The organism is Burkholderia sp. LMG 13014 (assembly GCF_905232215.1).
In the GTDB taxonomy this organism is placed as follows: Bacteria; Pseudomonadota; Gammaproteobacteria; order Burkholderiales; family Burkholderiaceae; genus Burkholderia.
In genome coordinates, this window is sequence record NZ_CAJNKE010000039.1 from 1 (window position 1) to 25,892 (window position 25,892).

30 protein-coding genes are annotated in these 25,892 nt (G+C 66.7%); all 30 read left to right on the plus strand.

The window, feature by feature from the left end; translation table 11 throughout:
* A partial coding sequence (locus JYJ84_RS07735; protein WP_205189151.1) for a DUF1064 domain-containing protein occupies positions 1 to 298 on the plus strand: 298 nt, incomplete at its 5' end.
* A 3-nt stretch (positions 299 to 301) separates the two neighbouring features.
* Complete coding sequence (locus JYJ84_RS07740) at positions 302 to 922, plus strand: helix-turn-helix transcriptional regulator (RefSeq protein ID WP_175854402.1); 621 nt, start codon at positions 302 to 304, stop codon at positions 920 to 922.
* Positions 923 to 941: 19 nt separating this feature from the next.
* On the plus strand, positions 942 to 2,165 hold the full coding sequence (locus JYJ84_RS07745) for a terminase small subunit (RefSeq protein ID WP_205183558.1): 1,224 nt from the start codon (positions 942 to 944) through the stop codon (positions 2,163 to 2,165).
* Positions 2,162 to 3,019, plus strand: coding sequence for a hypothetical protein (locus JYJ84_RS07750; RefSeq protein ID WP_175854398.1), 858 nt, complete (start codon positions 2,162 to 2,164; stop codon positions 3,017 to 3,019). Before JYJ84_RS07745 ends, JYJ84_RS07750 begins: the two co-directional genes overlap by 4 nt.
* Positions 3,016 to 4,590, plus strand: coding sequence for a hypothetical protein (locus JYJ84_RS07755; protein WP_087778495.1), 1,575 nt, complete (start codon positions 3,016 to 3,018; stop codon positions 4,588 to 4,590). Before JYJ84_RS07750 ends, JYJ84_RS07755 begins: the two co-directional genes overlap by 4 nt.
* 76 nt (positions 4,591 to 4,666) lie before the next feature.
* Positions 4,667 to 5,494 (plus strand): hypothetical protein, encoded by an 828-nt coding sequence (locus JYJ84_RS07760; RefSeq protein WP_205183561.1) that lies wholly within the window; start codon positions 4,667 to 4,669, stop codon positions 5,492 to 5,494.
* Between the two features lie 6 nt (positions 5,495 to 5,500).
* Positions 5,501 to 6,286, plus strand: a complete 786-nt coding sequence (locus tag JYJ84_RS07765) for a hypothetical protein (RefSeq protein WP_175854396.1) — start codon at positions 5,501 to 5,503, stop codon at positions 6,284 to 6,286.
* On the plus strand, positions 6,283 to 6,771 hold the full coding sequence (locus tag JYJ84_RS07770; RefSeq protein WP_087778492.1) for a hypothetical protein: 489 nt from the start codon (positions 6,283 to 6,285) through the stop codon (positions 6,769 to 6,771). Before JYJ84_RS07765 ends, JYJ84_RS07770 begins: the two co-directional genes overlap by 4 nt.
* Before the next feature lie 9 nt (positions 6,772 to 6,780).
* The gene (locus JYJ84_RS07775) at positions 6,781 to 7,119 is read left to right on the plus strand and encodes a hypothetical protein (RefSeq protein WP_087778490.1); all 339 of its coding nucleotides are present in this window, start codon (positions 6,781 to 6,783) and stop codon (positions 7,117 to 7,119) included.
* A 2-nt stretch (positions 7,120 to 7,121) separates the two neighbouring features.
* Positions 7,122 to 8,213 carry a hypothetical protein gene (locus JYJ84_RS07780; RefSeq protein WP_105812225.1) on the plus strand — a complete coding sequence of 364 codons (1,092 nt, stop codon included), beginning with the start codon at positions 7,122 to 7,124 and terminating at the stop codon, positions 8,211 to 8,213.
* A 3-nt stretch (positions 8,214 to 8,216) separates the two neighbouring features.
* A complete protein-coding gene (locus JYJ84_RS07785) occupies positions 8,217 to 8,762 on the plus strand; it encodes a hypothetical protein (protein WP_105812226.1) in 546 nt (181 codons plus the stop codon).
* Positions 8,763 to 9,051: 289 nt separating this feature from the next.
* Positions 9,052 to 10,734: a hypothetical protein gene (locus JYJ84_RS07790; protein ID WP_205189152.1), complete on the plus strand. Its 1,683-nt coding sequence runs from the start codon at positions 9,052 to 9,054 to the stop codon at positions 10,732 to 10,734.
* 15 nt (positions 10,735 to 10,749) lie between these two features.
* Positions 10,750 to 11,280 (plus strand): HeH/LEM domain-containing protein, encoded by a 531-nt coding sequence (locus JYJ84_RS07795; RefSeq protein ID WP_087778482.1) that lies wholly within the window; start codon positions 10,750 to 10,752, stop codon positions 11,278 to 11,280.
* A 15-nt stretch (positions 11,281 to 11,295) separates the two neighbouring features.
* A complete protein-coding gene (locus tag JYJ84_RS07800) occupies positions 11,296 to 12,960 on the plus strand; it encodes a hypothetical protein (protein WP_205183567.1) in 1,665 nt (554 codons plus the stop codon).
* A 24-nt stretch (positions 12,961 to 12,984) separates the two neighbouring features.
* Positions 12,985 to 13,659 carry a hypothetical protein gene (locus tag JYJ84_RS07805; RefSeq protein WP_087778479.1) on the plus strand — a complete coding sequence of 225 codons (675 nt, stop codon included), beginning with the start codon at positions 12,985 to 12,987 and terminating at the stop codon, positions 13,657 to 13,659.
* A 62-nt stretch (positions 13,660 to 13,721) separates the two neighbouring features.
* The gene (locus JYJ84_RS07810; protein ID WP_105812230.1) at positions 13,722 to 14,534 is read left to right on the plus strand and encodes a hypothetical protein; all 813 of its coding nucleotides are present in this window, start codon (positions 13,722 to 13,724) and stop codon (positions 14,532 to 14,534) included.
* A gap of 12 nt (positions 14,535 to 14,546) precedes the next feature.
* Positions 14,547 to 15,332 carry a hypothetical protein gene (locus JYJ84_RS07815; protein WP_105812231.1) on the plus strand — a complete coding sequence of 262 codons (786 nt, stop codon included), beginning with the start codon at positions 14,547 to 14,549 and terminating at the stop codon, positions 15,330 to 15,332.
* On the plus strand, positions 15,316 to 15,540 hold the full coding sequence (locus tag JYJ84_RS07820; RefSeq protein WP_087778473.1) for a hypothetical protein: 225 nt from the start codon (positions 15,316 to 15,318) through the stop codon (positions 15,538 to 15,540). The genes JYJ84_RS07815 and JYJ84_RS07820 overlap by 17 nt, the downstream gene beginning before the upstream one ends.
* Positions 15,540 to 15,815, plus strand: coding sequence for a hypothetical protein (locus JYJ84_RS07825; RefSeq protein ID WP_087778471.1), 276 nt, complete (start codon positions 15,540 to 15,542; stop codon positions 15,813 to 15,815). The genes JYJ84_RS07820 and JYJ84_RS07825 overlap by 1 nt, the downstream gene beginning before the upstream one ends.
* Positions 15,815 to 16,414 (plus strand): N-acetylmuramidase family protein, encoded by a 600-nt coding sequence (locus tag JYJ84_RS07830; protein ID WP_087778470.1) that lies wholly within the window; start codon positions 15,815 to 15,817, stop codon positions 16,412 to 16,414. The genes JYJ84_RS07825 and JYJ84_RS07830 overlap by 1 nt, the downstream gene beginning before the upstream one ends.
* Positions 16,414 to 17,013, plus strand: coding sequence for a hypothetical protein (locus JYJ84_RS07835; RefSeq protein ID WP_161970000.1), 600 nt, complete (start codon positions 16,414 to 16,416; stop codon positions 17,011 to 17,013). Before JYJ84_RS07830 ends, JYJ84_RS07835 begins: the two co-directional genes overlap by 1 nt.
* A gap of 109 nt (positions 17,014 to 17,122) precedes the next feature.
* On the plus strand, positions 17,123 to 17,644 hold the full coding sequence (locus JYJ84_RS07840; RefSeq protein ID WP_087778468.1) for a hypothetical protein: 522 nt from the start codon (positions 17,123 to 17,125) through the stop codon (positions 17,642 to 17,644).
* Positions 17,644 to 18,027 (plus strand): hypothetical protein, encoded by a 384-nt coding sequence (locus tag JYJ84_RS07845; RefSeq protein WP_087778466.1) that lies wholly within the window; start codon positions 17,644 to 17,646, stop codon positions 18,025 to 18,027. Before JYJ84_RS07840 ends, JYJ84_RS07845 begins: the two co-directional genes overlap by 1 nt.
* A gap of 10 nt (positions 18,028 to 18,037) precedes the next feature.
* Positions 18,038 to 18,937 carry a hypothetical protein gene (locus JYJ84_RS07850; RefSeq protein ID WP_087778464.1) on the plus strand — a complete coding sequence of 300 codons (900 nt, stop codon included), beginning with the start codon at positions 18,038 to 18,040 and terminating at the stop codon, positions 18,935 to 18,937.
* Entirely contained in the window at positions 18,937 to 19,353 is a 417-nt protein-coding gene (locus JYJ84_RS07855; RefSeq protein ID WP_087778462.1) for a hypothetical protein, read from the plus strand. Before JYJ84_RS07850 ends, JYJ84_RS07855 begins: the two co-directional genes overlap by 1 nt.
* A gap of 1 nt (position 19,354) precedes the next feature.
* Entirely contained in the window at positions 19,355 to 19,852 is a 498-nt protein-coding gene (locus JYJ84_RS07860) for a hypothetical protein (protein ID WP_087778460.1), read from the plus strand.
* Positions 19,836 to 20,123 (plus strand): PAAR domain-containing protein, encoded by a 288-nt coding sequence (locus tag JYJ84_RS07865; RefSeq protein WP_087778458.1) that lies wholly within the window; start codon positions 19,836 to 19,838, stop codon positions 20,121 to 20,123. Before JYJ84_RS07860 ends, JYJ84_RS07865 begins: the two co-directional genes overlap by 17 nt.
* A 77-nt stretch (positions 20,124 to 20,200) precedes the next feature.
* Positions 20,201 to 20,695 (plus strand): hypothetical protein, encoded by a 495-nt coding sequence (locus tag JYJ84_RS07870; RefSeq protein WP_087778457.1) that lies wholly within the window; start codon positions 20,201 to 20,203, stop codon positions 20,693 to 20,695.
* Positions 20,695 to 20,883 carry a hypothetical protein gene (locus JYJ84_RS07875; RefSeq protein ID WP_087778455.1) on the plus strand — a complete coding sequence of 63 codons (189 nt, stop codon included), beginning with the start codon at positions 20,695 to 20,697 and terminating at the stop codon, positions 20,881 to 20,883. Before JYJ84_RS07870 ends, JYJ84_RS07875 begins: the two co-directional genes overlap by 1 nt.
* Before the next feature lie 51 nt (positions 20,884 to 20,934).
* On the plus strand, positions 20,935 to 25,755 hold the full coding sequence (locus tag JYJ84_RS07880) for a hypothetical protein (protein ID WP_205189153.1): 4,821 nt from the start codon (positions 20,935 to 20,937) through the stop codon (positions 25,753 to 25,755).
* The last annotated feature ends 137 nt before the right edge of the window (positions 25,756 to 25,892 follow it).

Here is a 25,892-nt window from a genome sequence, read left to right on the forward strand (position 1 = left end):
CAAGACCGAGGCCGAGTACGCCGGGATGTTGGAGGCGCGCCGCCTGCGCGGCGAGGTGGCCTGGTGGCGGTATGAGGCGATCACCCTGAAGCTGGCCGACAACACGCGCTACACGCCGGACTTCCTGGTGCTGCTGCCCGACGGGGCGCTGGAGATTCACGAAACCAAGGGCGGCTACATCCGTGAAGACGGTTGGCTGAAGCTGAAGGTGGCCGCCGCATTGTTCCCGTTCCGCTTCTTCCTGTGCCAGAAGGCAGCCAAGAAGGACGGCGGCGAATGGTCGATCAGGAGGGTATAGGCGATGGCAGAGAAGAAACCGGCGGCGAATACGCGCATGGAACAGGCGGCGGCGGTCAAGGCCATCGGTGCCCGTATGCGGCAGGCCCGCGAGCTGTGCAACCTCTCCCAGAGTGCCGCCGCGAAGCGCCTTGGCTACTCGAACTCGTCCAAGCTCTCCAAGGTCGAGGGGGCGACGGACACCAACAGCGTGCCCCTGTGGCTTATCCTGCGCGCGGCCAAGGTGTACGAGGTCAGCATCGACTTCCTGTTCGGCGTCACCGATGACTGGGAAGTCGGCGCCCGCATGAGCATCGAGCGGGAAACCTCGGCCTGGCTGTTCGACACCTGGGAAAAAGCCCGCCAGCGGGACATGGCGGCTCTGAAAAAATTGCATGACAAGGTGGAGGCGATGTCCGAGGCCGTGGCGCTGATGCTCACCACCACCGACGACGTGGGCGCGGCCCTGGCGCGCTTCATCGAGCTGAACCCCGACTTCGAGGACATGCCGGGCGGCGCCAGGCTCCTGAGCGCAGTTGGACGCGCATCTGGTGCCGCCAAGGGCGCCAAGGCCAAGATGGCGCGGTTCCGTGTGGAGTGCGTCCTGGCTGCTGCCGACACCCATCAACTGAGCCTGGCCCTGTAGATCGGGGAAGACGTGGGATATGGCGGCAAAACCGAAGCTGACGCCCGAGCAATGGGCGGATGTCCGAAATCACTGGGAGCGCGACCCGCGCGATGGGTATTCCTGGCTCGTCGATGAGCTGGGCTTGCCCGTGTCCGCGCCGGGCGTGCGCAAGACCGCGCTGCGCGACGGGTGGGCGAAGGCTTCCATCCAGGGGGGCGACGCTGCCCCGAGCCGACCGGCCGTGCCGGCCCAGGCCAAGACTCGCGCCAAGGAGCCGACGAAGGCCACCAGCACCAAGAGCGTGAGCAAGGTTTCCAAGGTTTCCGAAAACCATCAGCGAGAAACCATCAGCGAAACCATGAGCGCGGGCGAAACCATGCCCCTGACCACGGCCGAAGCCCTGGAGCGCGACCCCGACCAGTTCGGCGTCCTCGCGCAACTGACTGATATGCAAGAGGTTTTCGTCCGCGAATACATGGTGGATTGGAACGGAACGCAGGCGGCTATCCGGGCTGGCTACAGTGCCAAGAGCGCGGGGGAGATTGCGTATCAGCTACTCCAAAAACCTTCGGTGCGGGAAGCCATCGAAACCTTGGCTTCGGCCCGTGCGCGCCGGCTGGGCATCGACGCCGACGAACTGATGCGGATGTGGGCGGCAGTCGTCACCCTCGATGCCAACGAGATTTCCCAGCTCCGGCGGGTGTGCTGCCCGTACTGCTGGGGCGCCGACCACCAGCGGCAATACACCCCGTCCAGCCTGGATGCTGCCCGCCTGAAGCACGAGCGGGAGCGCCAGCGCCGCATGAAGGCCGACCAGAACGACGACATAGGGGAGTTCCCGGCCTACACGGACGCCTGGTACGACAAGCGCAAGCCGCCATCCGAGGACTGCCCGGAATGCCACGGCGAGGGCGTCGTGGAGGTGTTCTTCGCGGACACCCGCAACCTGTCGCCTGCCGCCCGCCTGGTCTATGCCGGCGTGAAGGAAGGCCGGGATGGCATCGAAGTCCTGACCATGAGCAAGGAGAAGGCCGCCGACAACTTGGCGCGCGCCCTGGGCCTGTTCAAGGAGAAGGAAACCGAGGTGAACATCAACATGGTGTCGGGTGACGAGCTGTTCCGCCTCTACGAGGACAAGATGCAGCAGGCGCGCGAGCGGCAGGCCCTGGTACTGTCCGAGCGCGGCATCGTCATTGACGCCGACGAGGACGGGCCGCCAGCGCCTGGCGCGGACGAACCGGAGCCGGAGGTATCCCCGTGAAGGCCGCCATCACCCGCGCGTTCGCGTTCGTCGTCACCGGCTTGGCCGTCTCTATGGCCGTTGCCAGCGCCTGGCAGCGCGCCGGCGCCGAGGCCGACCGCTGGCTGCTGGCCGGCCTGTCCGCCGTGATCGTGCTGGCTGTCCATCTGATGCCCGCGCTGCTTGGCCGGCTGTCGCGCCTGGTCGTGTGGCCGGTGTGGTGCCTGTGCTTCCTGGCTGCCCTGTGGGGGCACATCTGGTTCTTCGCCAATGCCAGCCACGGGGCCGCCGAGGGCAGGGCCGCATCGTCCGCCCAGGTGCGCGCCGTGCAGGAGCAGCGCCGCACCATCGAGGCGGCGCTGGCCGAGAACAAGGCCCGCAGTGCCGCGACCGTGGCCGGTATCCTGGCGCGAACGAAAGACCCCAAGGCCCGCGCCGCCCTGGAAATCGAGCTGACCGAAGGAAAGCGCGCGAACGAGCTGCGCGCCCAGCTCGTGGCCCTATCCGGGCAGGAGGCCGCCGCCGCGACGGCTGACCCGGTGGTGTCCGGCCTGACCGAGATTACCGGGCTGCCCGTGGCAGCCCTCAACGTCTGGGCCGGCGTGCTGATCGCCATGCTGCTTGAGGTGCTGGGTTCCCTGCTGTGGCTGGCGGCCGTGCTTGGGCCGGAGCTGGGAGACGGGCCGGCGGGCGCCCTGGAGCCGGCGGAGCGCGGGCCGGGCGACGCGGAGCTGGTGGAGCTGCTGTACGAGGCACTGGAGAACAGCGAAATCAGCCCCACCGCCGAGGACATCTGCCGACGCATCGGCGGGTGCAAGAGCGAGACGGCCGCGCGGCTGCTGCGCGGCCTTGAGGCGCGGATGGCAAGGGGATGACGAAGCGCCGCCGAAACCGGAACCTGCTGGAAGACCCGCGCTACCAGGCGTTCGTCGAGCGTTACCACGCTGACCCGCTGCGATTCGCCGTGGAGGTGACGGGCTTCATGCCCAGCGCCGACCAGATGGCCTTGTTCCAGTCCATCACCGCGCCAAACGCCAAGGTGTCGGTGGTGTCTGGTACGGGTACGGGTAAGACGGCCAGCTTCGCCCGCATCGCCCTCTGGCATCTACTGTGCTTCCCCGTCGCGGTCTATGACGGCAAGGTGGAGGTGGGCAGCAACACCTACATCGGCGCCCCCTTCATTCAGCAGGTGGCCGACGGCATCTGGAAGGAAATGCAGGATGCCCGCATCGCCATTGCCAATGGGCCGCACGCCTGGATAAACGACTTCTTCACGATCACCAAGACCCGCGTGCATGTGAATGGGTACGCGGAGCAGTGGTTCATCACCCAGATCGCCATGAAGAAGGGTGAGGCCATCGGCGTGGCCGGCAAGCACCGTTACTGGCAGCTAATCATCATCGACGAAGCTGCCGGCGTGCCTGATGAGCACTTCGACGTGATCGACGGCACCCAGACCCAGCCGGGCAACCGCACGCTGATGGCATCCCAGGGCGCGCGCAGCGCCGGGCGCTTCTACGACTCCCACCATACCCTGAGCATCGAGAACGGCGGGAGCTGGCTGCCGCTGCGCTTCAACTCGGAGCTGTCGCCGTTCGTCACGACGAAATGGCTGCGGGAGCGGGAATCGGAGAGCGGCGGCCGGCACTCGGTCGAGTACCAGATTCGGGTGCTGGGCCTGTTCGCCCAGAGCAGCAGCAACGTCCTGATGACGCGCGCCGACATCGAGGCCGCGTTCAAGCCCAGGAAGATCATCGGCGACGACGAGCCTTTCGGCCTGGTGGTGCTGTCCGACGTGGCCCTGGGCGAGTACCGGGACGACTCGGTAGCCATCGTCGCCAAGGTGATCGGCGACGCCGACCACGGCCCGGACGCCCGGCGGGTGGAGTTCATCGAAATCCCTATCTGCGCGAACGACAAGAACGAAATCGACCTGGCCGGCGACCTGGTGAATCTGGTGGGCAAGCTGTCCAACGCCACGCTGTACGTGGATGCTGGCGGCGTCGGCGCGACCGTCTGCAAGCTGATCGAGCGTTCGGGCGCTACGGTGACGCGCGTGAACTGGGGCGCGCCGTGTTTCAAGAACGAATACAAGTCCAGGTTCTACAACCTGCGCGCCTGCGCGATGGTGCGATTCCGCGACGCCATCCGGCAGGGCCGCGTGGTGCTGCCCCAGGGCATCTCCAAGAAGCTGCGCGAGAAGATCATCGACCAGGGTTCCAGGCTGCCGTATCACTTCAGCGAGGCCGGCGGCCTGCGGTACGTCATGGAGAGCAAGGAGAACATGCGCCGCGACGGCATCAAGTCGCCCGACATGATCGACGCCATGTCTTTCATCTTCTTGGAAGGCGCGACCTACATGGTGGCCGGTGGTGCGGCCAGCGTCGCCACCAGCCTGACCGAGACGGTGCTGGAGAAGGCCGAAGGGCTGTTCGCCGACGTGTGACCACGGCCAGGGACGGAAAACGGCGCGCTTTCGCCCCCTGGGCGGCTCCTACCATCCTCCGAAGAAGGAGGTTCCTATGCAAACCAAGGTCATCACCTACAACCTGCGGGAGCGGGGCCGCCAGTTCCGAGGCAAGGAGCGGAATTTCAACATCCGCGCCATCTGCGACGCGATCAACGGCCCGGCCTGCCAAGAGCGGGTCAAGAACCGCGACATGCTGGGCTACTACGGGCACTGGACCCGCATCAAATTCGGCATGAACCCGGCCGAAGGCGGCCTGGATGACGGCCGCCCGTCGCTGGTGGAGCCGGCCCTTGTCACGACCATGCTGCGGGCCAGCCCGGACGGCACCATAGAGCACCAGGCCGAGTTCCTGAACAACGACCCCGGACAGGTGGCCGCGAAGCTGTACGCCGGCCGTGTGGGCGGATTCAGCTCGGCCATCGACCAGCACCGGCCCGAGTTCTTCGGGTTCGACTACGTGCTGGAGCCGAACTACAGCACGAACCGGGGCTACACCCTTGACGACGTGCGCGACATGACGCTGGACGACATCGAGGCGGCCATCTACGACGAGCAACTGCGCGGCGTGTTGCGCCTGCTGGATTCGGCCAATGCGGAGCGCGACACGGCAAGCGAGGTCATCGAGCACCTGCGCGCGGAGAACGAGCAACTGCTGTCCATGCTGGCCGCCAAGGGCATCGACGCCGGCGCGGCGATGGACGCCGTGGCCGTGGCGCCCATCGCCGTTTCCATCGACCCGGTGGAGCGGATGCGCCGGGACGCCGCCGCCTTCCGTGGCGCCGCGTCCCTGCCGCAGTTCGTCGAGCCGCAAAGCAACGCCGACCCGGCCGAGCATGTGCCCCTGTACGGCCGCTTGCTTGGCCAGTTCCTCCGCCGGTAAGCGCCCATGCTCCAGCCCGTCAAGATCGCCCTCGGCCAGTTCATGGGCCGCTACTTCTCCACCATCGTGCCGAGCACGAAGCCCCTGGAGGGGTTCGTCACGCGCCCGCTCGCCAAGGCGATTGCCTGGGCGCCGGCGCGCATGATCGACGCCGCCGAGGAAATGCTGTCCCTCTGGCTGCGCTCCGACCTGGAGAACGCGCCCACGACGCCGCCCGAGCTGCCGGCGATCATCGTTGCCGTGGCGAAGGACTACACCCCGACCGGCCGCGACTACACCCGCCAGGTGGCCGACCGCCAGATGGTCATGATTCCCGATGACCCCAAGGAGCGGCTGTTCGGCCTGCGTGCCGTAGCGGGCGACGTGCGCGCGCAGGTCGTGGTGTTCGCCACGGATGAGCCGTCGGCGCACTCCTTGGCGGCGCAGTTCCTGCTGTTCCTCGACGAGACGGATAACCGCCGGTTCGAGGCGTCCTACCGCTTCGCTGGGCTGGATACGGCTTGGCCGGTGCAGGTCGAATCGCCGGACATGCCGGCCATGTCCATCGCCACCGACGCCAAGAACCTGACCATCCTTGCCATCGACCTGACCCTGCGCGCGGAAATCCCGCTGTTCGACGCTCCCAAGGCTGGCGAGCCGAACGACGGTAAGGGCGAGCCTGGCACGGACGACCCCGCAGGGTATCCGCTGGTGCAGACAGTGCATGTGGAAAGCGCCGAGGCCGGCGGCCAGGGCGGCGCGGCCGAAATCCGACCCTACGAGGTGTCCGACGAAGCCGGGGGCGCGCCATGATTCAGATTCAGGCGACCTTTACCGGGTACGGCGGGCGGCCGTGCTCCCTGTTCTCCGCCTACGACCCGGACGCGCGCGTGCTGGTGGTGGGCGCCGAGGCCGACTACCGCGCCGAGCGCCGCGAGGGCTGCATCGTCCTGACCAACGTGCCGGACATCGCCCGCGATGCCCTTTTCACCGACGCCGACCTGATGCCGGCCATTGCTGCCTTCTACTCGCTGAAGGTGGGCGTGGCGGCTGACGGCAAGAGTGCCCGGCTGGTGTTTGCTGACCGCGCCGCGCGCGCGAACCCCGAACAAGCCATTGAGCGCGACGGTATCGACACCAGCGGCCCCAAGTACCGGGTGGCCGAGGGTATCTCCTGCGGCCAGATCGCGGCGCTGGCGACGTGCCTGCACGCGACCCGCTCCGACACCGTGGAGCGCACCGTCAAGCTGGCCGAATCGTTCCGCCACCTGCTGGGCGGCGGCATCATGACCATCTGAGGGCCGGCCATGCTCGACAAGGACACCCGCGCCGCCAAATCCTTCTACCGCGAGGTGCGCAAGTTCGCGGAGAACACCAAACCCTGGGACACCACGGCGATCTTCTACGAGACGAAGCCGGACGAGATGTACGACCTGACGCTGGTTTCCCAGCGCGTCTATGGCCGGCGTGACGAGTTCCTGGCCGTGATGGCTGCCGCCGGCCTGGATACGGTCGATCAGCCTCTGCCGCAGAAGCGCATCGTGCTCCCCAACGAGGGGCAGCTCATCGACATCAAGCGCCGGGCCGGTTTCGAGTCCATCGACGACCTGCGCGAAGACTACGCGCCCGCCTGGGCGGAGGTGTAGGCATGGCGGACTGGCTTGGAAGGGTTCGCGGGCACGTCGGCGAGGCCAAGGGACGTTTCGACACCGACCGCAGGGAGCGCGAGGCGGCCGGGAAGGCGCCTGCCGACAAGAACATCATCCTGACCGAGCGCGAGGTGCGCGGCGAGTGGGATGCCAGCCGCGTGCTCTTCACGACGCTGGGCGGCCAAGCCCGGCCCATCACCGCCGAAGACCTGGCGACGTTCCGCCACAACATGAGGCAGGCCGAGCGCCGGTTCAAGGGCGGCAAGGGCATCACTGCGCGCCAGGTGATCGACCTGGCATCGGGGACTCCGCTGCGGTATGTCTCGCCCGGCCAGCCGGCCAGCGACATCGACAAGGCCCGGCGGGAAATCACGATGGGTGTGCCAGTGTCGGCGATCAACGGCACCATCCGCTTCATCACCAACGCCGGCCCGGACTCCAAGGTGAGACGGCACCATGTCGTGGTGAATCTGCACGAGTTCGAGACGGCCGCCGCGCAACTGGCGGCCACGCCGAACGACGGCAAGGGCGGCAAGACCCCCAAGCAGATCGCCAACTGGCTGCGCAAGCAGAAGCTGTCCTTTGACTGCGACTGCGAGCGGCACCGCTACTTCTTCCGGTACGTCGCCACCATCGGCGGGTTTGCCGCCGGCCGGAAGGAAACGGGCTACCCGAAGATCAGGAACCCGAAGCTGATGGGCGTGGCTTGCAAGCACGTCCTGCGGGTCATGTCCGAGCTGGAATCGTCGAATGCCGTCCTGGCCTTCCTCGAAAAGCACCTGGCGAGCGTGTCCGAATATAAGGCCCGCACCCAGCTTGCCCAGATGGAGGCCGAGGAAGCCGTCCAGCCGAAGACGCCAACGCGCATCAAGACCAGCGAGCAGCGCGCCGCCGAAGCCCGGAAGGTGCGGGAGAAAGCCGCGCTCGCCCGCGCCGCGAAGGTGGCCGCGACCAAGCCGCCGAAGAAGACCGCGCCGGCGTCGCGCCGCGCTTCCAAGACCGCCGCCGAGACACTGGGCAAACAGTTCGGCCTGTCTCCCGAGCAGGTCATGGCGATTCTGGCCGCCCAGGCCAAGACCAGTAAGGGGTAGCCGATGCTGAACAACGTGCCCGAGGCCATCAACCGCATGACCCGCAACGTGGTCATGAACCACCCGAACACCTACTCCGTCCAGGTATTCCGCAAGACCATCACCCGCACAGCCCCGGATACCGTCGCGGGCGCGCCCACGATGGGCGGCCTGGGCGTGCTGGATTCGATGGATGAAGAGCAGTTCGAGTACGCCTTCCTGGGCAACGGCTTCGCCATGCCGGCCGAGGGCTTCGCACCCGCGCCTATGGTCAAGCGTGGGGACGCCAACATCTACGCCGGCGACGAGTTCCGGTTCCTGATCGAGCCGGAAGAGCCGTCCGGGCACCCGGACTGGTTCGACGTTCGCAACCATGACGTGATGTATCTGCTGCTGGGCACCGGCCCGGACGCGCCGCGCTTGGCTTTCGAGATTGTGGGCACGGAAACCACGTCCAACATCCCCCCATTCACTACGCGGTACATCACCAACCGCCGCGACGACCTGCACCAGCCCGCCGGGCCGGTGGAAGACCCCGAAGACGATGGCGGCGCGCCGGATGAACCCTGATCGCATCCACGTCATCCCTCTGGGCGACTTCCGAGAGCACGAGGCCAGCCTGTCGTGTTGGTGCCATCCCGTTGCCGACGATGACGAGCCGGGCCTGATCGTGCATCGCGCGATGGATGGGCGCGAGGCGTTCGAGAGCGGCGAAAGACTCCCTTCGTAGCCCAGCGCGGGCGGGTAGCAAACCCGGAAAAAGCGCCGTCTGGCGAGTTCGTGAGCCTTTGAGAATAGCTGGCAGTCGGCTACCAGCCGGCGTTCCAGTGTTTGAACTTCTCCGAAAGGACACGAAACCATGACCAAGCGCATCCATCAGGATTACTTCAAGCGCGAGACTGCCGAAGTAGCCCAATTCGTCGATTCTCTGAAGGACAACGCCACCAAGGGCGGCACCTTCGATTCTGCCGCCGCCGCCGATTTCCTGGCGACGGCCACCAGCCAGAACACGGGCGTCAAGGTGCCCGACACCCTCCAGACCGTGCTGGACGAGGCGAAGGGCGACGATGCGGCCGCTCTCGTTACTCGCGCCGTTCTGGACGGTGTTTCCGTCTATGAGGCCCAGCACGGCACCCCGGCCCCGGCCGACGTGATCGAGCTGGCGCTGCACTCGGCCTACGCCACGACCGAAGCCGCCCGCCGCAAGTTCAGTCTGGACTCGGCGACCTCGGCGCACCACGACCAGATTTCGCTGCAACCGAACCGCGCCGTGGTGGCGATTCTGGCTGCCCTGGGCGAGGCCATCCCGTTCGCGCACTATCTGCCTGCCGACATCGGCTCCAACGAGGCCCGCCTGGCGATCATGACGCACCAGGCCGGCAACACCTTCGGCTCCTACGCCCAGGGCGCGCTGCTGGACGGCGTGGATTCCGGTGACGCCTACATCAGCTCCAGCCGCGTGCATACCTCCATGCCGGCCGCCGCTGGCGAAACCACCCCCGGCGCCGTGGCGGGCAAGATCACCGCCATCCAGGCCACCGCCGACACCTGCGACCAGAACGCCGCCGCCCTGAAGCTGCTGCGTGGCCGCTCCATCGTCTATGTGGATGGCCGCGTGGCTGCCCGCGAGGTCGATTCCGCTGGTAGCGGCAACTCGGCCGTGTCCGGCACCATCAATGTCGGCGGCACCAGCTATGCCATCGGCGGCACGATCAACACCGACACCGGCGCTTACTCGCTGACCACGACCCCCGCGCTGCCGGCTACCGTGCCCGTGGTGGTCGAAGGCTTCATCGACTTCGAGCGTGCGCCCGAGCTGACCCCGACGATCATCTCGGCGGTCAATACCTTCTCGCTGTTCGCCAAGCCCTGGCGCGTCACCACGCACCAGACCATCGACAGCCGCACCCAGATGGCGAACGAACTGGGCCTCGACCCGTACAGCGAAAGCGTCATCGCCATCCAGGCGCAGTTCGCCAACGAGCGCCACTACGACGTGCTGCGCAAGGGCGTTCGCCTGGCCGCGCTGAACACCGCGACCTTCGACTTCGGCGCCGCGCAGGCGCACGTCGATAGCGGCCGCTTCGGCGTGTGGCCCGAGCTGGCCTACCCGCTGAGTGTCGTGTCGCAGAAGATGGCCGAGGACACCATGAATCATGGCGTCACCCATCTGTACGTCACCAAGCGCGTGGCCGCGCAGTTCCTTGGCCTGCCCAGCACGCTGTTCCAGCCCTCGGGCATTGCCCCGCGCCCCGGCATCTATCGCCTGGGCCGCCTGTTCGGCCAGTACGACGTGTACTACACGCCGAAGGGCCTGAACGAAACCGCGACCAGCGCCCAGATTCTGGCCGTGGGCCGCGCCACCGACGTGACGCGCAACCCCGTGGTGCTGGGCGACGCCGTGCCGCCGACCGTCATCCCGCTGGCCGTCAATGCCGACCTGCGCCAGGGCGCCGGCTTCTACGCCCGCAACTTCACCGCCGTGAATCCGCACGACCCGTCGGCTCGCGGCTTCGCCCTCATCAACGTCACCAACATGTAAAGGACGGATGGAGCCATGACCCGCACTGTTGAACTGGGCGCTCCTTCCCTGACCGGGAAGGACGCCAACGACCTCGTAGCCGAGGTTTTCGCCGATGCCGCGTATCCCCTGAAGGTGGTGGTGCAGAACCACATGCCCCAGGACGTGGTGTTCCCCGAGGTCGAGGGCCTGTTCCTCCGCCACGTCGCCAATCCCAAGGACAGCCGGAAGACGGTGGTGATCGCCGATCACGACCTGTTCCAGCGCCTGGCGTCGAGCGTCGAGCAGATCGCCGAACTGAGCCGCTGCGAGTTGGCGCTGACCATCTCGGAAGCGGCCGAGGCCGCCGCCGACGCTGGCGCGCCCACTGGCGACAGCACCGAAACCGCCAAGAAGCCGTCCGATGGCCTGACCTACGACCAGCTCAAGGACGCGCTGAAGGCCAAGGGCATCGAGTTCGCGGCCAACGCCAAGAAGGCCGACCTGGCTGCGCTGCTGGATGCCGCGCCCGCCGACGCTGGCGACGGCACGGAAGGCGCTGCCGACACCGGCGCCGCGAACGCTTAATCGAGGGGAGAGGCCATGAGTACCGCTTTCGTGCGACAACTGGGTTCGGAATCCGGCGTGCAGCTCAACCCGCTGCGCGACAACTCCGAAATCCCGACCACCGACAATTCCGATCAGGTGTTCGGCATCATGATGCGGGCTACCCGTGGCCGCATCGACAAGCCGTTCGCCGTTGATCGCGGCAACGTGTTCAAGAAGCTGGGTAGCGGCGAGCAGGTGCGCCTGTCTGCGCTGAACGAGGCGTGGGTGCATGTGGTGGAGGCCCTGAACAAGGGCGCCTATCAAGCCATCGTCCAGCGTTTGAGCACGTCGGCTGCCGTCATCAAGTACGCCGTGGTGGCAGCGGAGATGAGCGAGGATAAAACCCCGGCTCCGACCGGCAATTTCACCTTCACCGTGTCCGAAAACCTGCCGGCCACGCCGTATCTGTTCGCCGTCAAGCACCTGGAGTGCTTCAACGACGGCATCGTGCTGGAGTTCCGCGCCGAGGAAGTCACCTCTGGCGGCCTGCCGGCCGACAATGACAAGCTGACCCTGCGCCTGCGGGACAAGGACGGCAACCTGCTGTACGAGTTCTACGGTTCGCTGAAAAGCGACGCCAAGGACGATTACGGCAACTCGGCCTACCTGCCCGACGTGGCCCTGGCGCAGACCGACGCGGTGGAAATCACCACGGGCGTCACCGGCGCCTCGGCTGTGATCGGCTCCGATTCCGCGGCCTACGGCTACGACACCAACGGGCAGCAGAAGTGGGCGAAGTCCGGCACGCTGGTGTGCTTCGTCGAGGGCGGCACGGCCTACACCACCCAGGACTACATGGCGGCGCGCGACAAGCTGCAATACACGCAGTTCGACTACGCCTACATCTCGTCCGGTGGCACGCAGGCCCCGGCCTTGCTGGCGCAGCTCGCCCAGCTCGCGTTCGACACGAACCGCCAGCTCCGTTTCGGCATTCCGGGCAACCTGGCGCCGGAGGCGGCCGTCGCGTTCGTGAATCAGCTCAACATGGGCGCCAGCCAGACCGCGCACCTGATGCACGCATTCTGGGCGCCGCTGAAGTCCGACGACCCGACCGGCATCAATCCGCACGGCTACTTCGGCACCGAGACGCTGAACATCGCCTACGGCTGCGGCCGCAACGCCCAGAAGAACGCCAAGGGCTTCGCGCCGAAGAACTACCCCATCGCGGGCCGGGAATGGCCGCTCCAGCGCACGCGCATCGTGCAGACCTACTCGCCGACCAATCAGGAACTCAACCTGCTGGCGCGCGCGAAGATCAACCCGGTGATCTACGAGACGTACACCGGCGGCGGCCGCTACGTGTTCCGCGATTCGCTGACCTGCGCGCTGGTCGAGTCGAGCCTGAAGAAGCTGATCGCGGTGGCGGATATGTCCACCAGCATCGACGAGTCCGTGACGCGCGCGGCCAAGGACTTCCTGCAACTTCCGATGGACGTGTCCGTGAAGAAGATGCGGGACTTCCTGACCACCCTGTTCGAGGGTGCGCAGGCGTCCGGCTGGCTGGTGCCGTCCAACGACCCGCAGATGAACGGTGCGGCCTGGGCCTACGACGTGCGCCCGAACGAGCAACGCCCCTACGACGCGATGGACGTGTCCTACTGGCTCCGCTACGACGGCACGAACCGCCAGACCTTCGTCACCCAGACGCTGACCAAGTAACCCATCACCGAGAAGGACATCAACATGAGCATGAGCGAACTGTTGCGCGGGGCGATGAAGCGCCGCGAACCCGTCAAGGTGCTGGACTCGACCGGCGACGAGCCGGCGCTGTCCGGCGCCGACGACTACACCCTCCGCGACATCAAGCTGTCGGCCATCGCGGTCGTTCAGCAGTGGGCGGAAACCGACGACCTGGACGACGGCGAAAGCTATGCCGACCGCCTGATGGCGATGTTCGTGGGCATCGCCGACGCCAACCACGACGGCGATGTCACCGAGGACGAACAGGGCGTGCTGGAAGTGGCGCTCAACGCGGCCTGGGACTACCTGGTCAAGGCTGGCGTCACCGAGGAAGACGCCGGTGCGCTGCTAAACGACTGGGACGACGACGCGGCCGACCGCGTGCGCGACCTGGTGGCTTCGGTGCTGCCCGATGGCGACGACGCGGCCAGCGCCGAAATCGACAGCTTCGTGTTTTCGGACGACGACAACGCGCCGGCCCTCGATGCGGTGTATCGCAAGACGGTGGCCGTGCGCAACGGCAAGAAGGTGCGCATCAACAAGCGCATCTCCGGCACCGTGCGCCTGTCGGCCAAGCAGAAAGTCGCCATCCGCAAGGCCCGTATGAAAAGCCACTCCGCCGGCGCCATGATGCGCCGCCTGAAGTCCATGCGCCTGCGCCGCAAGGCCGGCCTGTAACCGCTGCTCCGAGGGGGACTTGGGCGCCGCTGTGCTACCGCCGGCGGCGCCATTTTTTTGCTATGGCAACCATTCCATCCATCGGCCAAGCGGCCACGCTGGGCGCGAACGCCCTGACTTCCATCTGGGACGGGCTTTCCCCGCACCTGATCGCCACCTTCTACGAGGTGGCGAAGACGGGCGATGACGCCTGGGATCGCATCGAGGGCAAGACCGACCCTATCGCGGTCATGGCGCCGCTGACCGACGCCAATCTGGAAATGGTGCTCAACTGGCAAAGCCCGTTCGAGCAAGCCGGCCCGGAGTCGAAGGCCCCGGCGCTGATGGCGATGCTGCAATCCGGTGCGCTCCAGCCCGTAGTCGATGCGGTCATGGGCAAGTCCAAGGAAGGCTCCGCGCAGCAGAAGTCCAACGAGTTCCTCAAGCAGTTCGAGGGACGCACCGGCATCACGAAGCTGAACAGCACGCAGGTGTTCAACGGGATGCCGCCCGTCAAGATCACGGTGACTGCGCTGTTCCGGGCCTGGCGCGATTCCGCCAGCGAAGTCGAGGCGCCATTCAACAAGCTGATGGAGTGGGCCTTGCCCATCGAGCTGTCCAAGGACGGCTCCGTGCTCGCGCGCGCGGCCGAGACGGCCAAGGGCGACATGGGCTATGTCGAGGCCCTGATGCCCTCGAAGGCGCCCACGCGGGTTGCCCTGAAATACAAGGGCCGCATCTTCTCACCCCTGGTGATCGAGTCCATCGGTATGCCCCTCAATTCCCCCGTGGATGCTAGCGGGCGGTTCGTCCAGCTCGCCGTTCCCATGACCCTCTGCACGCTGACCGCGCTCGACCGCAAGGACTGGAGCAATGCGGCCATCGTTTCCATGTAGGAGCACCAGACGATGATTCACTTTCCCCTGCTGCGCACGCGCCGCCTGACGGTGCAACTGCGCGAGCTGTCCATCGCCGAGTCCGTCGCCATCGCGTCGATGCCGACGCACCTGGAAGAAGCGTCCTGCACGGCCTTCCTGCGCGCGGCGGTGGCGTCTGCGCAGGGCATCGACGACCCCGCCGCCTGGACGGTGCAAGAGCGCATGTTGGCCGTGGCGCACTACCTGGCCGCGACGGCCGAGGACGGCCCCGACTTCGCCCTGGGTGAGGGCCACTATTCGGACTACCTGGACGGCGCGGCCGACATCCAGACCCAGGCCCCGCAGATCGAGGTGGGCGAGGTCGGCGGCGACACCTGGCACATCCGGCACCTGACCGGCGCGATGGCCGAGTCCATCGAGCGCATGACTGGCGAGGTGCAGGACGCCTCGGGCAAGCCGCTGTCCGGCCGCCTGCATTGGATTCTGGGCGCGATGGCCGCGCAGATGGTGCGCTCGGGTGAGAGCGTGCCGGACGCTGACATGGCCGAGGGCGCCTTCGACGAGTTCATGGTGGCGCGCATGAAGATCATGGGCGCCTTCCCCGAAAGTGACTTCTCCGCGCTGATGGCGCTCTACTTCGCCGGCCGCGAGAAGCTGCACCACCTGTTCAAGACCGAGTTCAGCAAGGACGGCATCGTGGCGATGCCCAAAGGAGGGGCGGCAGCGAACCTGCCGCCGGCCCGATTTCCGGTTCATACCTGCCTCTCTCGAATGGCGCGCGAACTGGTCGGAAAACCTGATGAATCTGGCCTCTAGCCTCACCCTATATTCCTCGACATCCCTGGCCGACGCCATGCAGATGCAGCCCAGCACGGTCAGGAAATTCTTTGAGGGCAAGCCGTTCGACGACTGGAAAAAAGGAAGGGAGTCCGAATTGAAAACGCAGGCGGCAATTGTGAACCGACTTAACGACGTTATCCGCGCCTGCGGCATCGTCGCCAAGACCATTGCGAGGACTCGCTGATGACCGAGAAATCCAAGTACGACGAGCACTGCTTGTCTCCTGAGACGGTTTCGGCTGAAGCGGCAGATCGTGCAGTGAAGAAGGTCTTCGCCATTCTTGGTGTCGATGTCGATAGGCCGGAGAGTGTCGAGGAATTCCGCGCCGATCTTCGCTTCGGCAGGAAGCTGCGCAAGATCGCCGACCACGGAACCCTGGCCTTCATCGGTGTGGTAGCAGCAGCGCTGGCCGCTGCGGTGTGGGCCGGAATCGTCTCGAATATTTCCGGGGGAAAGTGATGGATACCAAGAGTTTGAAGGAAAGCGACTTCGAGGCGGCGGCCAAGGCGCTTGCTGTGCCCGTTGCGGCGGTGAAAGCAGTCACCGAGGTGGAAAGCCGTGGAAACGGCTTCTACGCCGATGGCCGTCCGGTGATCCTGTTCGAGCGGCACATCATGTACCGCCGACTCAAGAATGCCATCGGCCAGCAGCGTGCGGACGCCTTCGCCAAAAGCAATCCTGGCGTCGTCAATCCGACGGCCGGCGGCTACCGGGGCGGTGTCGCCGAGTGCGACCGGCTGGACGAGGCCGCCAAGATCAACCGCGCCTGTGCGCTGGAGTCCGCGAGCTGGGGCCTGTTCCAGATTATGGGCTTTCACTGGCAACTGCTGGGCTTCGCTTCGGTGCAGGCGTTCATCAACGCCATGTACCGCGACGAGGCCGCGCACCTGGACGCCTTCGTGCGCTTCGTGAAGGCCAACCCGGCCATCTGGGCGGCGCTGAAGGCGCAGGACTGGGCGAAGTTCGCCAAGAACTACAACGGGCCGAACTACGCGGCCAACAAGTACGACATCAAGATGGCCGCCGCTTTCGAGCGGCATGACACGGAGGTTGCGTAATGGACTGGAAAGACGTTGCCGGGGTCGTCGGTAAGGCGGCCCCCATTCTGGGCGGCATCCTGGGCGGGCCGGCCGGCGCCGCCGTGGGCAGCCTTGTTGCTACGGCGCTGGGCACGGATGCCACGCCCGACGCGGTTTCCACCGCGCTGCTGGGCGACCCGGACGCGGCCGTCAAGCTCAAGGAGCTGGAGGTCAATTCCAGGGTGCAGCTCCAGCAGCTCGCGGTGAGCGCCGAACAGAACCGGCTCCAGGCGGCCGCCGCGCAGTACGCCGCCGAGGCGGCCGACCGCGACAGCGCGCGCAAGCTCGCGGCCCAGCAGCCCAAGGACTGGGTGCGCCCGTCCATCACCGTCCTGCTGCTGCTCGGCGCCGGCGGCATCGTGTTTTTCGTTTTCTCCGGCATGGCCGACACGCTGCTGCGCGATGCCACCGCCAGCCTGACCATCGGCACCATCGTCGGCTACTGGTTCAACGAGCTGAAGCAAGTATTGGCGTTCTGGTTTGGCACCACCGGCGAGACGCAGCGCGCCAACGCCGAGGTGCGCCAGTTCGCGGTGACGCCGGGCACGGTGACGGCGGATTCGCCGGGCCAGAAGTAACAGGGGAAATCCGGCGCCGAACCCTGCCGGCAGCCGGAAAACCGCGCCAGTTCCACGGGCGGCCGGGCCATACAGTGCAGGGGAGTTTCATCAACCGAAAGGACACGAAATGACTGTCTCCAATGCCGCCTATCTCAAGGGCTTCTACGACACGACCCGCGCCCTGGGCGCCAAGGTCATTTCCAGCGACTTCACCTTTGAAATCGAAGGTTTCGAGGGGAACTACCTGCTGTGCAAGCAGGCTCCCTGGCCCGAGCTTTCGCCCGCTGGCGAAATCGAAGTGCCGACTCCGCTGGGCGCCACCATGTGGCAGCCGCAGCAACTGAAGGTTGCTCAGCAAGGGCAAATCTCGATGTTCGAGACGATTGCCGGCTCCATCGACCAAATGCTGGTGAACCTCATCACGCGCGGCGGCACCTACGCCAGCGGCGGGGCCACCTTCAACGCCAAGATTTACGAGGGCACGCCCACCAAGTTCCTGCGCGCCAAGCGCATCGTCGATGCGTTCATCCAGATGGACGTGCCCGACCGCGATTGGGAGAACCGCTCGCAGCCGCTGACCTTCAGCGGCACGCTGTTCTACCACTACTTCGGCGAAATCATCGCCGGCAACTCGGGCGACTACCGCTAATGGCGAAGCTGGCCGATCTGGCGCAGACCTTCGCCACGCAAGAGCGGCCGGCCGGCAACCTGCTGGACGAGGAAACGGTTCTGGCGCAGGCCGTCGCGGCGACCCGGTTCTATGCTGGGTTCGCCGCATTGCGCGCGCACGAGGGCGTCACGCCCGTGCCGGACATCGACGGCGACACCGCCATCACCACGTCCGAATGGGCGCTGATTCGCCCGCTGTTCCTGCTCTACGCGGAGCGGGAAACCGCGCTGCAACTGGAAGCGTCGCGCGGCATGGGCATCGACCCGTTCGGGCGTTCGGCCAGCGAAATCGCGGCCGAAATCACCCAGGCCGAGGCCGACATGCCGCACCGGGCGTTCTTCCAGCCCATCATCACCGTCTGAAGGGTGGGCCGTGATTCTCTTTCTCGCCGACGGCAAGCAGATTCGCGGCGACCTCATCAAGTCCGCCGTGCTGCGCTCCGACTTGGCACCGGTGCCGATGACGCTGGAGGCGGACATCCGGGCCGGCGACGCCAGCCTCGACAAGCTGCTGGCCGAGGGCCAGAAGCTCTCCATCAGCAGCGGCGATACGCTGCACATCGTCAAGTCCGTGCGCGTGGCCGAGCGCAGCACCCAGGGCACGCGCGAGATGGCGAGCTTCCGTATCACGGCGCTGCTGGAATCCTGCCTCGGCGTCGCCTACGTGCGAAGCCGCGCCATCATCAAAGAAAGCGCCGCCCTGTCGGCGATCTACAAGGCGGCCGGCGCAACCATCAAGGCGGTGGATGCCGATTTTCCTGTACCGCGCTTCTACTGCCCTGTGGGCGAGACGCCGACCTTCCACGTCGCCCGCGTGCTGCAAGAGGAAGGCGGCGTGGTGCGCTGGAAGGCCGGCCGGCTCCAGTTCGTCCGGTTGCCCGACCTATTCAAGCAGGCGCCCGTGAAGACGCTGCCCGACAACGCATCGGACGACGTGGATGGCGGCTTTCTAGAGCGCCACGAGGTGCCCTGGTTCTTCTCTCTGGACGCGAACGGCGCCGCCGTGTTCGGCAACCGCGAGAAGCCGCGCACGGTGCGCTACGCCCCGTTCAAGGATGCCCAGCGCCTGCGCAACATGACGCGCTGCCTGGTGCATCGCAAGACGGTTCGCATCGACTACGACAGCCGCATCGGCGCGGGCGACCTGATCGCCTTCGCCGGCGGCGAAAAGCTGGTGGTCGTCACGGCCGCGCACGCCTTCGGCAGCGGCACGGACGACGGCGGTGCCAGCGACACCTACACCCGGCTCTGGCTGGGCGCGCTGGAGGAATGATGGACTACGGCCTCATGCCCGGCCGCTACCCGGCCATCGTGCGCAGCTACAACCAGGCCCGGCGGACGTGCCGCGTCGAGATTCCCGGCCTGACCGACGGCGCCGACGTGCTGCCCGAGGCGGAAATCGAGTACCCCATCGGCGACAAGTCGCGCGCGGGCGCGAACACCACCGAAATCGAGATGCTGGCCGGCGATACCGTCTGGGTTGCGTTTCTCGCTGGCGATCCGCGCTACCCCATCATCACCGGCTACCGGAACCCCCAGGCGGGTAACTCGGCGGACTGGCGGCGCTGGCACCACCCGAACATGGAGCTGCTGGCCGACGGAACCATGCGCCTGGCTGTCGGCCCGTCGGAAATCGTGCTGACGCCTGACGGCATCGCCATCCGTGGCCCACGCATCGACCTGAACTGACATGCCCCTGACCTGGACGCCCGACCCGGCTACCGTGCCCTGGCATGACGTGCAGGCCGACGAGGTTTGGACAGAAGGCCCGATCACGGCCGCCGATGCCGAGGCGCTGCTAACGGTGACGGGGTATAGCTGCGAAGTCGTCGGGCTGGAGCCGCTGCCGGGACTGCTCGTCCAGGCCGACGCCGCCGGCGTCACCGCGTCGGCGCCGAAGGCTCTGGCCGGCGTATTTCCGCCGCTGGACATCGAGTACCAGATCAAGGGCGTCACCGGGCACTGCGCGGCGTTCGACGAGTTGCCGGCCGAGGCCGACGAGGTAATCCGCTTCGTGCCGAACCCGGCCAACACGAAAGACTGGACGCTGCGGGTGACGGCGCATTGCGCAGATGCCCTCACCGGGGCGGCCCAGGATTTCACCGCCGACTTCATCCTGCGCGTCTGGGCCAACTTCGACCCTGGCCGCGACGCACTCAAGGAGGCCGTCAATGCCCGCCGTCGCTAGATTCGGGGATACCTGCACGGGCCACGGCTGCTTCCCGTCGCGGGCCAACGACCAGGCTTCCGAGGACGTGTTCGTGAATGGCCTGGGCGCGCACCGCCAGGGCGATCACTGGCAGTCCCATTGCTGCGGTCCGACGTGTCACGACTCGACCCTGGCCGCAGGCTCGGGCACGGTGTTCGTGAATGGGAAGCCTCTCGGCCGCATTGGAGATTCGGTGGCGTGCGGCAGCGCCGTTGCCAGCGGCTCGGGCACGGTGTTCGCCGGCGGCTGACGGAAAACCCGCCGCGCTCGCGCGTCTGCCGGGTTCCACAATGCAGGCAGTTAGATCGCCCTGGGAAAGACACCACCATGAAGAACCTGCTTTTCAGCTTTGAAGACCTGTCGGCCAAGGACAAGGCGGCCAAGCAGGCCGCCCGCTATTTCTCGCGCGCCGGCGCGAACGTCGTCCAGCAGGACGTGCCCACGGCGGTGAAGCGTTCGTCGGGCATCACCTACCGGGAAATGGCACTGACCTTCGCCGACTCGCAGCAGGTCGTGCTGCGTATCAAGCAATCGGGCGACATCTTCCAGGTGCTGCTCAACGGCAAGGTGCTGCCGATCAAGAACCAGGACGACCATGTGAAGGCCATCGCCGAAATCGTGCAGGCGATGGACGCGGGCCGTTCCCGCTTCCAGAAACTGCTGGCCGCCGCCCAGGCGCGCCCGCCGGCGGGCATCCGCACCGCCGCGCCGAAGATGGAGCAGGTGCTCACCGAGAAGCGCGACGCCCTGAAGGCCGCCATCGCCGAGGTGCGCAGCCAGATCGAGGCCATCAAGGGCACCGCTGCACCGGCGGCCGCTTGATGACGCCTGCCGAAATCGTCGCGCGCCTGCGCGCCGTGGCCGCCGACATGGAATCCCTGGGCGCGGCGATGGACTACTTCGGCGGCTTCAACGGGCGCATGACGCAACACGGCCGCGAGATGGTGGGGGCGGCCGGAATCGCCCGCGAGTGGGCCGACGAGATAGAGGCCGAAGCGCCACCCCAATAGGGCGGAAAACGCCCCGATTTCCGCTCCAGGCCGGGCCATACCATGCCCTGCATGAGCGATTCCACGTTTCTCCACATCGAGAATGCCGCGCACGGCGGGGCCTTCGGGAACAACACGATTCCCGAACCCACCGAGGCGCAGTGCATCGCAGGCAACTACAAGGTGGGCCGGGCCAATCTCTACGGCCTGCCCCTCGCCATCGAACAGCCGCGAGGCAGCTATCGCACGGGCATTGACGCCAAGACCGGCAAGCGGTGGGCAAGCCGCATGGCAGCCCACTACGGCTACATCAGCGGCACGAAAGGCGCCGACGACGACGCCGTGGATTGTTTCATCGGCTTCTACCCGCAAAGCGAGACGGCCTACGTCATCAATCAGAACGTGGGCGGCCGCTTCGACGAGCACAAGGTAATGCTCGCCTTTCCCGACGAGGACACGGCCCGCCGGGCCTACCTGGACAGCTACGAGCGCGGCTGGAATGGCCTCGCCAGCCTGGTGCCGGCCTCGATTTCTCAACTCAAGTGGTGGCTCAAGAACGGCGACCTGCGCCGCCCGCTCCGCGCCGACAACCTCCCTCATGAAGGACTGGAAACCATGACCCGAAAAGTTCAGTGGAACAGCGACGCGCTGCCCTACGACAACACCCTCGATCACGTCCTGTACGAAATCCGCTGCGCGGACGCCGGCGAGGGCCTGCTGATGGATGCCGTGACGGCCCAGGAAATCACCGAGGATGCCGATGGCCTGCTGGCCTTCGACGCGCTGGTGTCGCCCTATGCGAAGCTGGAGCGCAAGATGGAGCTGCTGCGCGGCGTCATGGAGCGCACCGGGGACAAGGTGAAACCCGTCGCCATGCAGATCACGGAGCCGTTCAAGCAGCGCGGCGTCGCCAACGTGGCGGCCATCTTCGAGCTGTCCGACGGCCAGACCGTCTCCATCTTCTTCCACAACCCGGACGTGACGCCCGGCAAGATGGCGCCGACCGACGAGGTGATTTCGTGGAAGTGGCTGCTCAACAAGAAGGACATCACCATCGTGGTGGCACCCGAGCGCGGCGCCGACCTGAACATCCGTGAGGTGGCGCGGCGCATCATGCGCCTGGCCGAGAAGAATAGCCCTGCCTTCCAGCGGCTCAACGCGAAGCGTGCCGAGCGCATGGGCGCCATCCAGGGTCTGAAGGACGAAATCGCCGGACTGGAGGCCGAGCTGGCTGCCGCCCAGCATGAGCTGGAAGTGGCGAAGGTCGATGCCGAGGACGCCCAGAACAAGAAGAACCGCGCCTACGCCGACGCGGTGCAGCAGGTCAGTACCTTGCAGGACGCCTACCTGCGCGCCACCCAGAACGGCGGCACCGACCCCAAGACGGGGCAGACCAAGGAGGCCCTGGCTGCCCAGATCGACAGCCAAGCGGTCGAGGTACAGCGCCTGCGCGACATCGCCAACGGCGTGACGCCGGCGGCGCCCGCTACCGAGGATGGGCCGCACTATTCAGCGCAGACCCTGAAGGCCCTGGTCGATTCCTACGGCTGGGAAGACACGGGCAATGACAGCGTGGTCAAGGCGTTCCCCGGCGTTGGCCCGCTGGGCGGCCAGATGGTGCCGGACGGCACGCGGAAGATTTACGCCGGCTACCGTTTCGACGAGCGCAAGCGTTACATCGCGGCGATCTTCGGCGACGACCAGCTTTTCGACATCGACGGCCGCGACCGCGAGCCGGCCGACGTGGCGCGCGAACTGAACGAGCGCGTCGAGGCGTGGGTGGCGGAGCGCCAGGCCGCCAACGGCTATGCGAATCCGGCTCCGGCCGCCGCCTCTGCCGCCGTCGTGCCCGACCTGAGCTACCGCCACAGCGCCGACGGGCTTTTCACCACGTTCTTGCCCAACACCCCGGAGGGTGAAAAGGCGTGGCGCACCATGAACGCTACCCAGGGCAGCGAGGGCGGCAAGATTCTGGCGGCACACACCGAGGCCGTCATCCAGCAAATCCGCGACGCCGGCTACACCGTTGCCGAGGACACCAGCGGCCCGACCTCGGACGAGGAAGCCGACGCCCTGGCGGCTGCGCTGGAAGAGCCGCCGCAACCCGACGAACAGGCGCTGATCGACGCCTATTTCAAGTCGTGGGGCGAGGAAGCGGCGCAGATCAACGCCGCCGTGGCCGCGATCAACTGGGAGGGCATCACTGACACGGCCAGCGCCGCCGCCGAAATGCAGAAGCTGCGCGACGCAGCGAACAGCGACCGCCTCATCGTGAAGGCCCGCGACGCCCTGGAGGCCGTCGGCATCAAGTCCTGGGACGACCGCTTGGCGAGTGTCACCGACAGCCCCGGATTCAAGGCCCAGGGCGACGCGATGGACGCCTATCGCGCGGCCACGGACAAGATTCAGGCCATCGCCAAGGAAAAGCTGATCGAGGCCGGCAAGGCCGAGCTGGCGGCGCTGCCTGACGACGCACCTTTGGCAGACGTGGCGCGCGCCGTGTTCCGCAAACATGGCATCGACATCGGCCCGCGCGGTGAGGGCTGGGTGGCCCGTGTCGCGCAGCAGGTCGAGGCGAAGGACGCCGACGGCCTGAGCGAAATCCTGGCCGGCGTCGGCAGCGACAGCAACAAGGCCAGCATGGAGGTGTTCGAGCGCGCCACCGGCGTGAAGCTGGCGAAGACCCAGCGCGAGCGCGGCCGGCAGATCGACGAGTGGGCCGGAATCACCCCGGAGAAGCGCGCCGAGATGGATGCCGCGAAGGATGCGGCTTGGCTGGCGCGCCAGCGCGAGAGCAAGGTCAAGGACGCCTGGGACGCCCTGAAGGCCATGAACGTGCGCAACAACGGCACCGGCATCGTGTCGGACGGCCAGCAGTACCTGTTGGGACAGGTGGCTGGTGGCTATGACACGGTGGGTTCCTTCAAGCGCGGTGCAGCAACGGTCTATGGCCTGGAAAAGGGCACCGACCTGGTGTTCGTGAACAACCGCACCTTCACCAACTTCCTGAAGGCGGCCATCGCCTTCGGCGGGCTGCGCCAAGCACTGGAGCTGGTGGGTGCGGTCGAACCCAAGGCCGCCGAGGCCCAGGGCGACGCCGACAAGATTGCGGCCGTGGATGCGGCTTACCCGTTCGAGAGCGCGACAGACGGCTTCAAGCTGTGGCTGCACGAATCCCTGAACAAGGCTGACTACTCGCCGTTCGTCACCGCGAAGGCGATGGACGAGGCGGTGAAGCGCCACGGCGCGACCGTCGAATGGGACAAGGCCCTGGCCGCCCTGGATGATGTGGGCCATGCCGTGGCCTCGCTGGAGGCCAGCCTGGCGGTGGTCGAGAACAACGCCCCGATCAACCGGGCCGAGGGCGACATCTTGCAGGCCGACCTGGAAACGGACACGGCCAAGAGCATCCGCGAAGCCATCGCCACGCTGACAGAAGCCGACTACGCCCCTAGCGAAGAAGACATCGGGGGCACCTTCGAGGCCGAAGCCGTCACGCTGGACAGCACCAACGAGCCGCCCGTCAAGGCGCTGCTGGCGTCCCTGCGTTCGTTCCTGGGGCAGCAGGCCGCGCTGGACGCGGTGCCGTCCCTGGATGGAACCGAGCACGTCGGCACGATCAAGCTGGCCGGCGAGGCCATCGGCCGCATCGACATTGCCGACGACGGCAAGGCGATGGTGTATGTGGGCGCCGCCGGCGACGAGCGCGTGGTGTTCCCGTCGGGCACGCGCGCGATGTATTCGGACGACGACGCGGTGCTCATGGTCGATGCACTGTTCTCCATGCGCGATGCCGCAGCGCCCGCGCCGGCAGTTCCCTACGCCGGCAACGACCCGGACGCGCCGGGCATCTACAAGCGCGACGCCGGGTATCTGGCCGTGAAGCAGGCTGCCTCGATTCTCGGGGTGGCCGTACAGGACGCCGAGGTGGATGCAAACCTGGTCATCAACACCAGCATCGCCTACGGCGGCAAGAGCCTGAAGGTCGAGATTTCGCCCCACGGCTGGGTCAATGTCGGGAGCGCGCAGATCATGATTGAACCGAACGTCACCACGGAATCCACCGCTGCCGACGGCAAGGCCATCGCCGAAGCCGTCAAGGCTCAGGCCGAGGTGGCCGCAGCCGAAGGCGACCCCGCCGGCGGCCGGCCCGAACCCGGCGCAGGTGGCGACGACGCCGCCCTTGTAGCGGTTGCCCTGGCTGCCGTTCAGTCGCGCACGCTGGCGCGGCTGAACATCAAGGGCGGCCTGCCTTACTTCATGTTCCCGGTCGATGGGGACGAGGTAATCCTGTCCGACGAGCTGCGCGCGAAGGTCGAGGCCCAGCTTGGCGAGCCGCTGGTGGAGGCCATTCTTCCGGGGCTGGAGGGACAAACCACGTTGGTGCCGCAGTCCGCCGCGCCGACGGCTGCGCCGCCCGATACCCCGCCGGACGTGCCCGAGCTGATCGCCGCTGGCTTCCGTCGCGTGCTGAACAACGACTACGTGCGTGCGGTGCAGGCCGGCGACAAGAAGCTCCAGTTCAACGTCCGGGTGACTGAAGACGGGTTCATCGTGCGCCTGACCGTGGGCTTCAATGGCGGCATCACGGGCGCGGCGACCGAGATTGGCCGGACGGCCGATGTTGGCGCAGCTATCGCCCTGGCGGATGCCGAGGCCGCCAAACGCGGCGCCGGCGACAGTCAAGCCGACCCGCAGAAGGACTCCGACCGCGCCCTGTTCCAGTCCGTCATCGACGGCACGGTGGCCGACATCCTAGCGCCCGAGCTGGCCGACGACCTGGAGGCCGCCTACACGCGCAACCAGGGCGATGCCGAATTGGCGGCCCTGTTCGAGCAGGCCGTGGCCGCCTACCAGGCCGCCATGATGGCCGCCACCTCCAGCCTTGCGTAAGAAAGGGAAGATCATGCAGAACCGTATCTCCCTCGACGACGTGGCCGCCGGCGGCGCGCTGGCCCGCCTGAAGCTGGTGGGCGAGCTGGCCCGCATCAAGGCTGGGCTGAAGGACGCGGGCGAAGGCCCGTTGGCTG

Coding starts and splice junctions, on each gene's coding strand:
- JYJ84_RS07855 (WP_087778462.1), top strand. CDS start 18,937: ATGGACTACGGCCTCATGCCCGGCCGCTACCCGGCCATCGTGCGCAGC.
- JYJ84_RS07820 (WP_087778473.1), top strand. CDS start 15,316: ATGAATCTGGCCTCTAGCCTCACCCTATATTCCTCGACATCCCTGGCC.
- JYJ84_RS07805 (WP_087778479.1), top strand. CDS start 12,985: ATGAGCATGAGCGAACTGTTGCGCGGGGCGATGAAGCGCCGCGAACCC.
- JYJ84_RS07810 (WP_105812230.1), top strand. CDS start 13,722: ATGGCAACCATTCCATCCATCGGCCAAGCGGCCACGCTGGGCGCGAAC.
- JYJ84_RS07800 (WP_205183567.1), top strand. CDS start 11,296: ATGAGTACCGCTTTCGTGCGACAACTGGGTTCGGAATCCGGCGTGCAG.
- JYJ84_RS07860 (WP_087778460.1), top strand. CDS start 19,355: ATGCCCCTGACCTGGACGCCCGACCCGGCTACCGTGCCCTGGCATGAC.
- JYJ84_RS07740 (WP_175854402.1), top strand. CDS start 302: ATGGCAGAGAAGAAACCGGCGGCGAATACGCGCATGGAACAGGCGGCG.
- JYJ84_RS07815 (WP_105812231.1), top strand. CDS start 14,547: ATGATTCACTTTCCCCTGCTGCGCACGCGCCGCCTGACGGTGCAACTG.
- JYJ84_RS07840 (WP_087778468.1), top strand. CDS start 17,123: ATGACTGTCTCCAATGCCGCCTATCTCAAGGGCTTCTACGACACGACC.
- JYJ84_RS07880 (WP_205189153.1), top strand. CDS start 20,935: ATGAGCGATTCCACGTTTCTCCACATCGAGAATGCCGCGCACGGCGGG.
- JYJ84_RS07830 (WP_087778470.1), top strand. CDS start 15,815: ATGGATACCAAGAGTTTGAAGGAAAGCGACTTCGAGGCGGCGGCCAAG.
- JYJ84_RS07865 (WP_087778458.1), top strand. CDS start 19,836: ATGCCCGCCGTCGCTAGATTCGGGGATACCTGCACGGGCCACGGCTGC.
- JYJ84_RS07770 (WP_087778492.1), top strand. CDS start 6,283: ATGATTCAGATTCAGGCGACCTTTACCGGGTACGGCGGGCGGCCGTGC.
- JYJ84_RS07765 (WP_175854396.1), top strand. CDS start 5,501: ATGCTCCAGCCCGTCAAGATCGCCCTCGGCCAGTTCATGGGCCGCTAC.
- JYJ84_RS07795 (WP_087778482.1), top strand. CDS start 10,750: ATGACCCGCACTGTTGAACTGGGCGCTCCTTCCCTGACCGGGAAGGAC.
- JYJ84_RS07870 (WP_087778457.1), top strand. CDS start 20,201: ATGAAGAACCTGCTTTTCAGCTTTGAAGACCTGTCGGCCAAGGACAAG.
- JYJ84_RS07825 (WP_087778471.1), top strand. CDS start 15,540: ATGACCGAGAAATCCAAGTACGACGAGCACTGCTTGTCTCCTGAGACG.
- JYJ84_RS07755 (WP_087778495.1), top strand. CDS start 3,016: ATGACGAAGCGCCGCCGAAACCGGAACCTGCTGGAAGACCCGCGCTAC.
- JYJ84_RS07875 (WP_087778455.1), top strand. CDS start 20,695: ATGACGCCTGCCGAAATCGTCGCGCGCCTGCGCGCCGTGGCCGCCGAC.
- JYJ84_RS07790 (WP_205189152.1), top strand. CDS start 9,052: ATGACCAAGCGCATCCATCAGGATTACTTCAAGCGCGAGACTGCCGAA.
- JYJ84_RS07775 (WP_087778490.1), top strand. CDS start 6,781: ATGCTCGACAAGGACACCCGCGCCGCCAAATCCTTCTACCGCGAGGTG.
- JYJ84_RS07835 (WP_161970000.1), top strand. CDS start 16,414: ATGGACTGGAAAGACGTTGCCGGGGTCGTCGGTAAGGCGGCCCCCATT.
- JYJ84_RS07745 (WP_205183558.1), top strand. CDS start 942: ATGGCGGCAAAACCGAAGCTGACGCCCGAGCAATGGGCGGATGTCCGA.
- JYJ84_RS07780 (WP_105812225.1), top strand. CDS start 7,122: ATGGCGGACTGGCTTGGAAGGGTTCGCGGGCACGTCGGCGAGGCCAAG.
- JYJ84_RS07785 (WP_105812226.1), top strand. CDS start 8,217: ATGCTGAACAACGTGCCCGAGGCCATCAACCGCATGACCCGCAACGTG.
- JYJ84_RS07760 (WP_205183561.1), top strand. CDS start 4,667: ATGCAAACCAAGGTCATCACCTACAACCTGCGGGAGCGGGGCCGCCAG.
- JYJ84_RS07845 (WP_087778466.1), top strand. CDS start 17,644: ATGGCGAAGCTGGCCGATCTGGCGCAGACCTTCGCCACGCAAGAGCGG.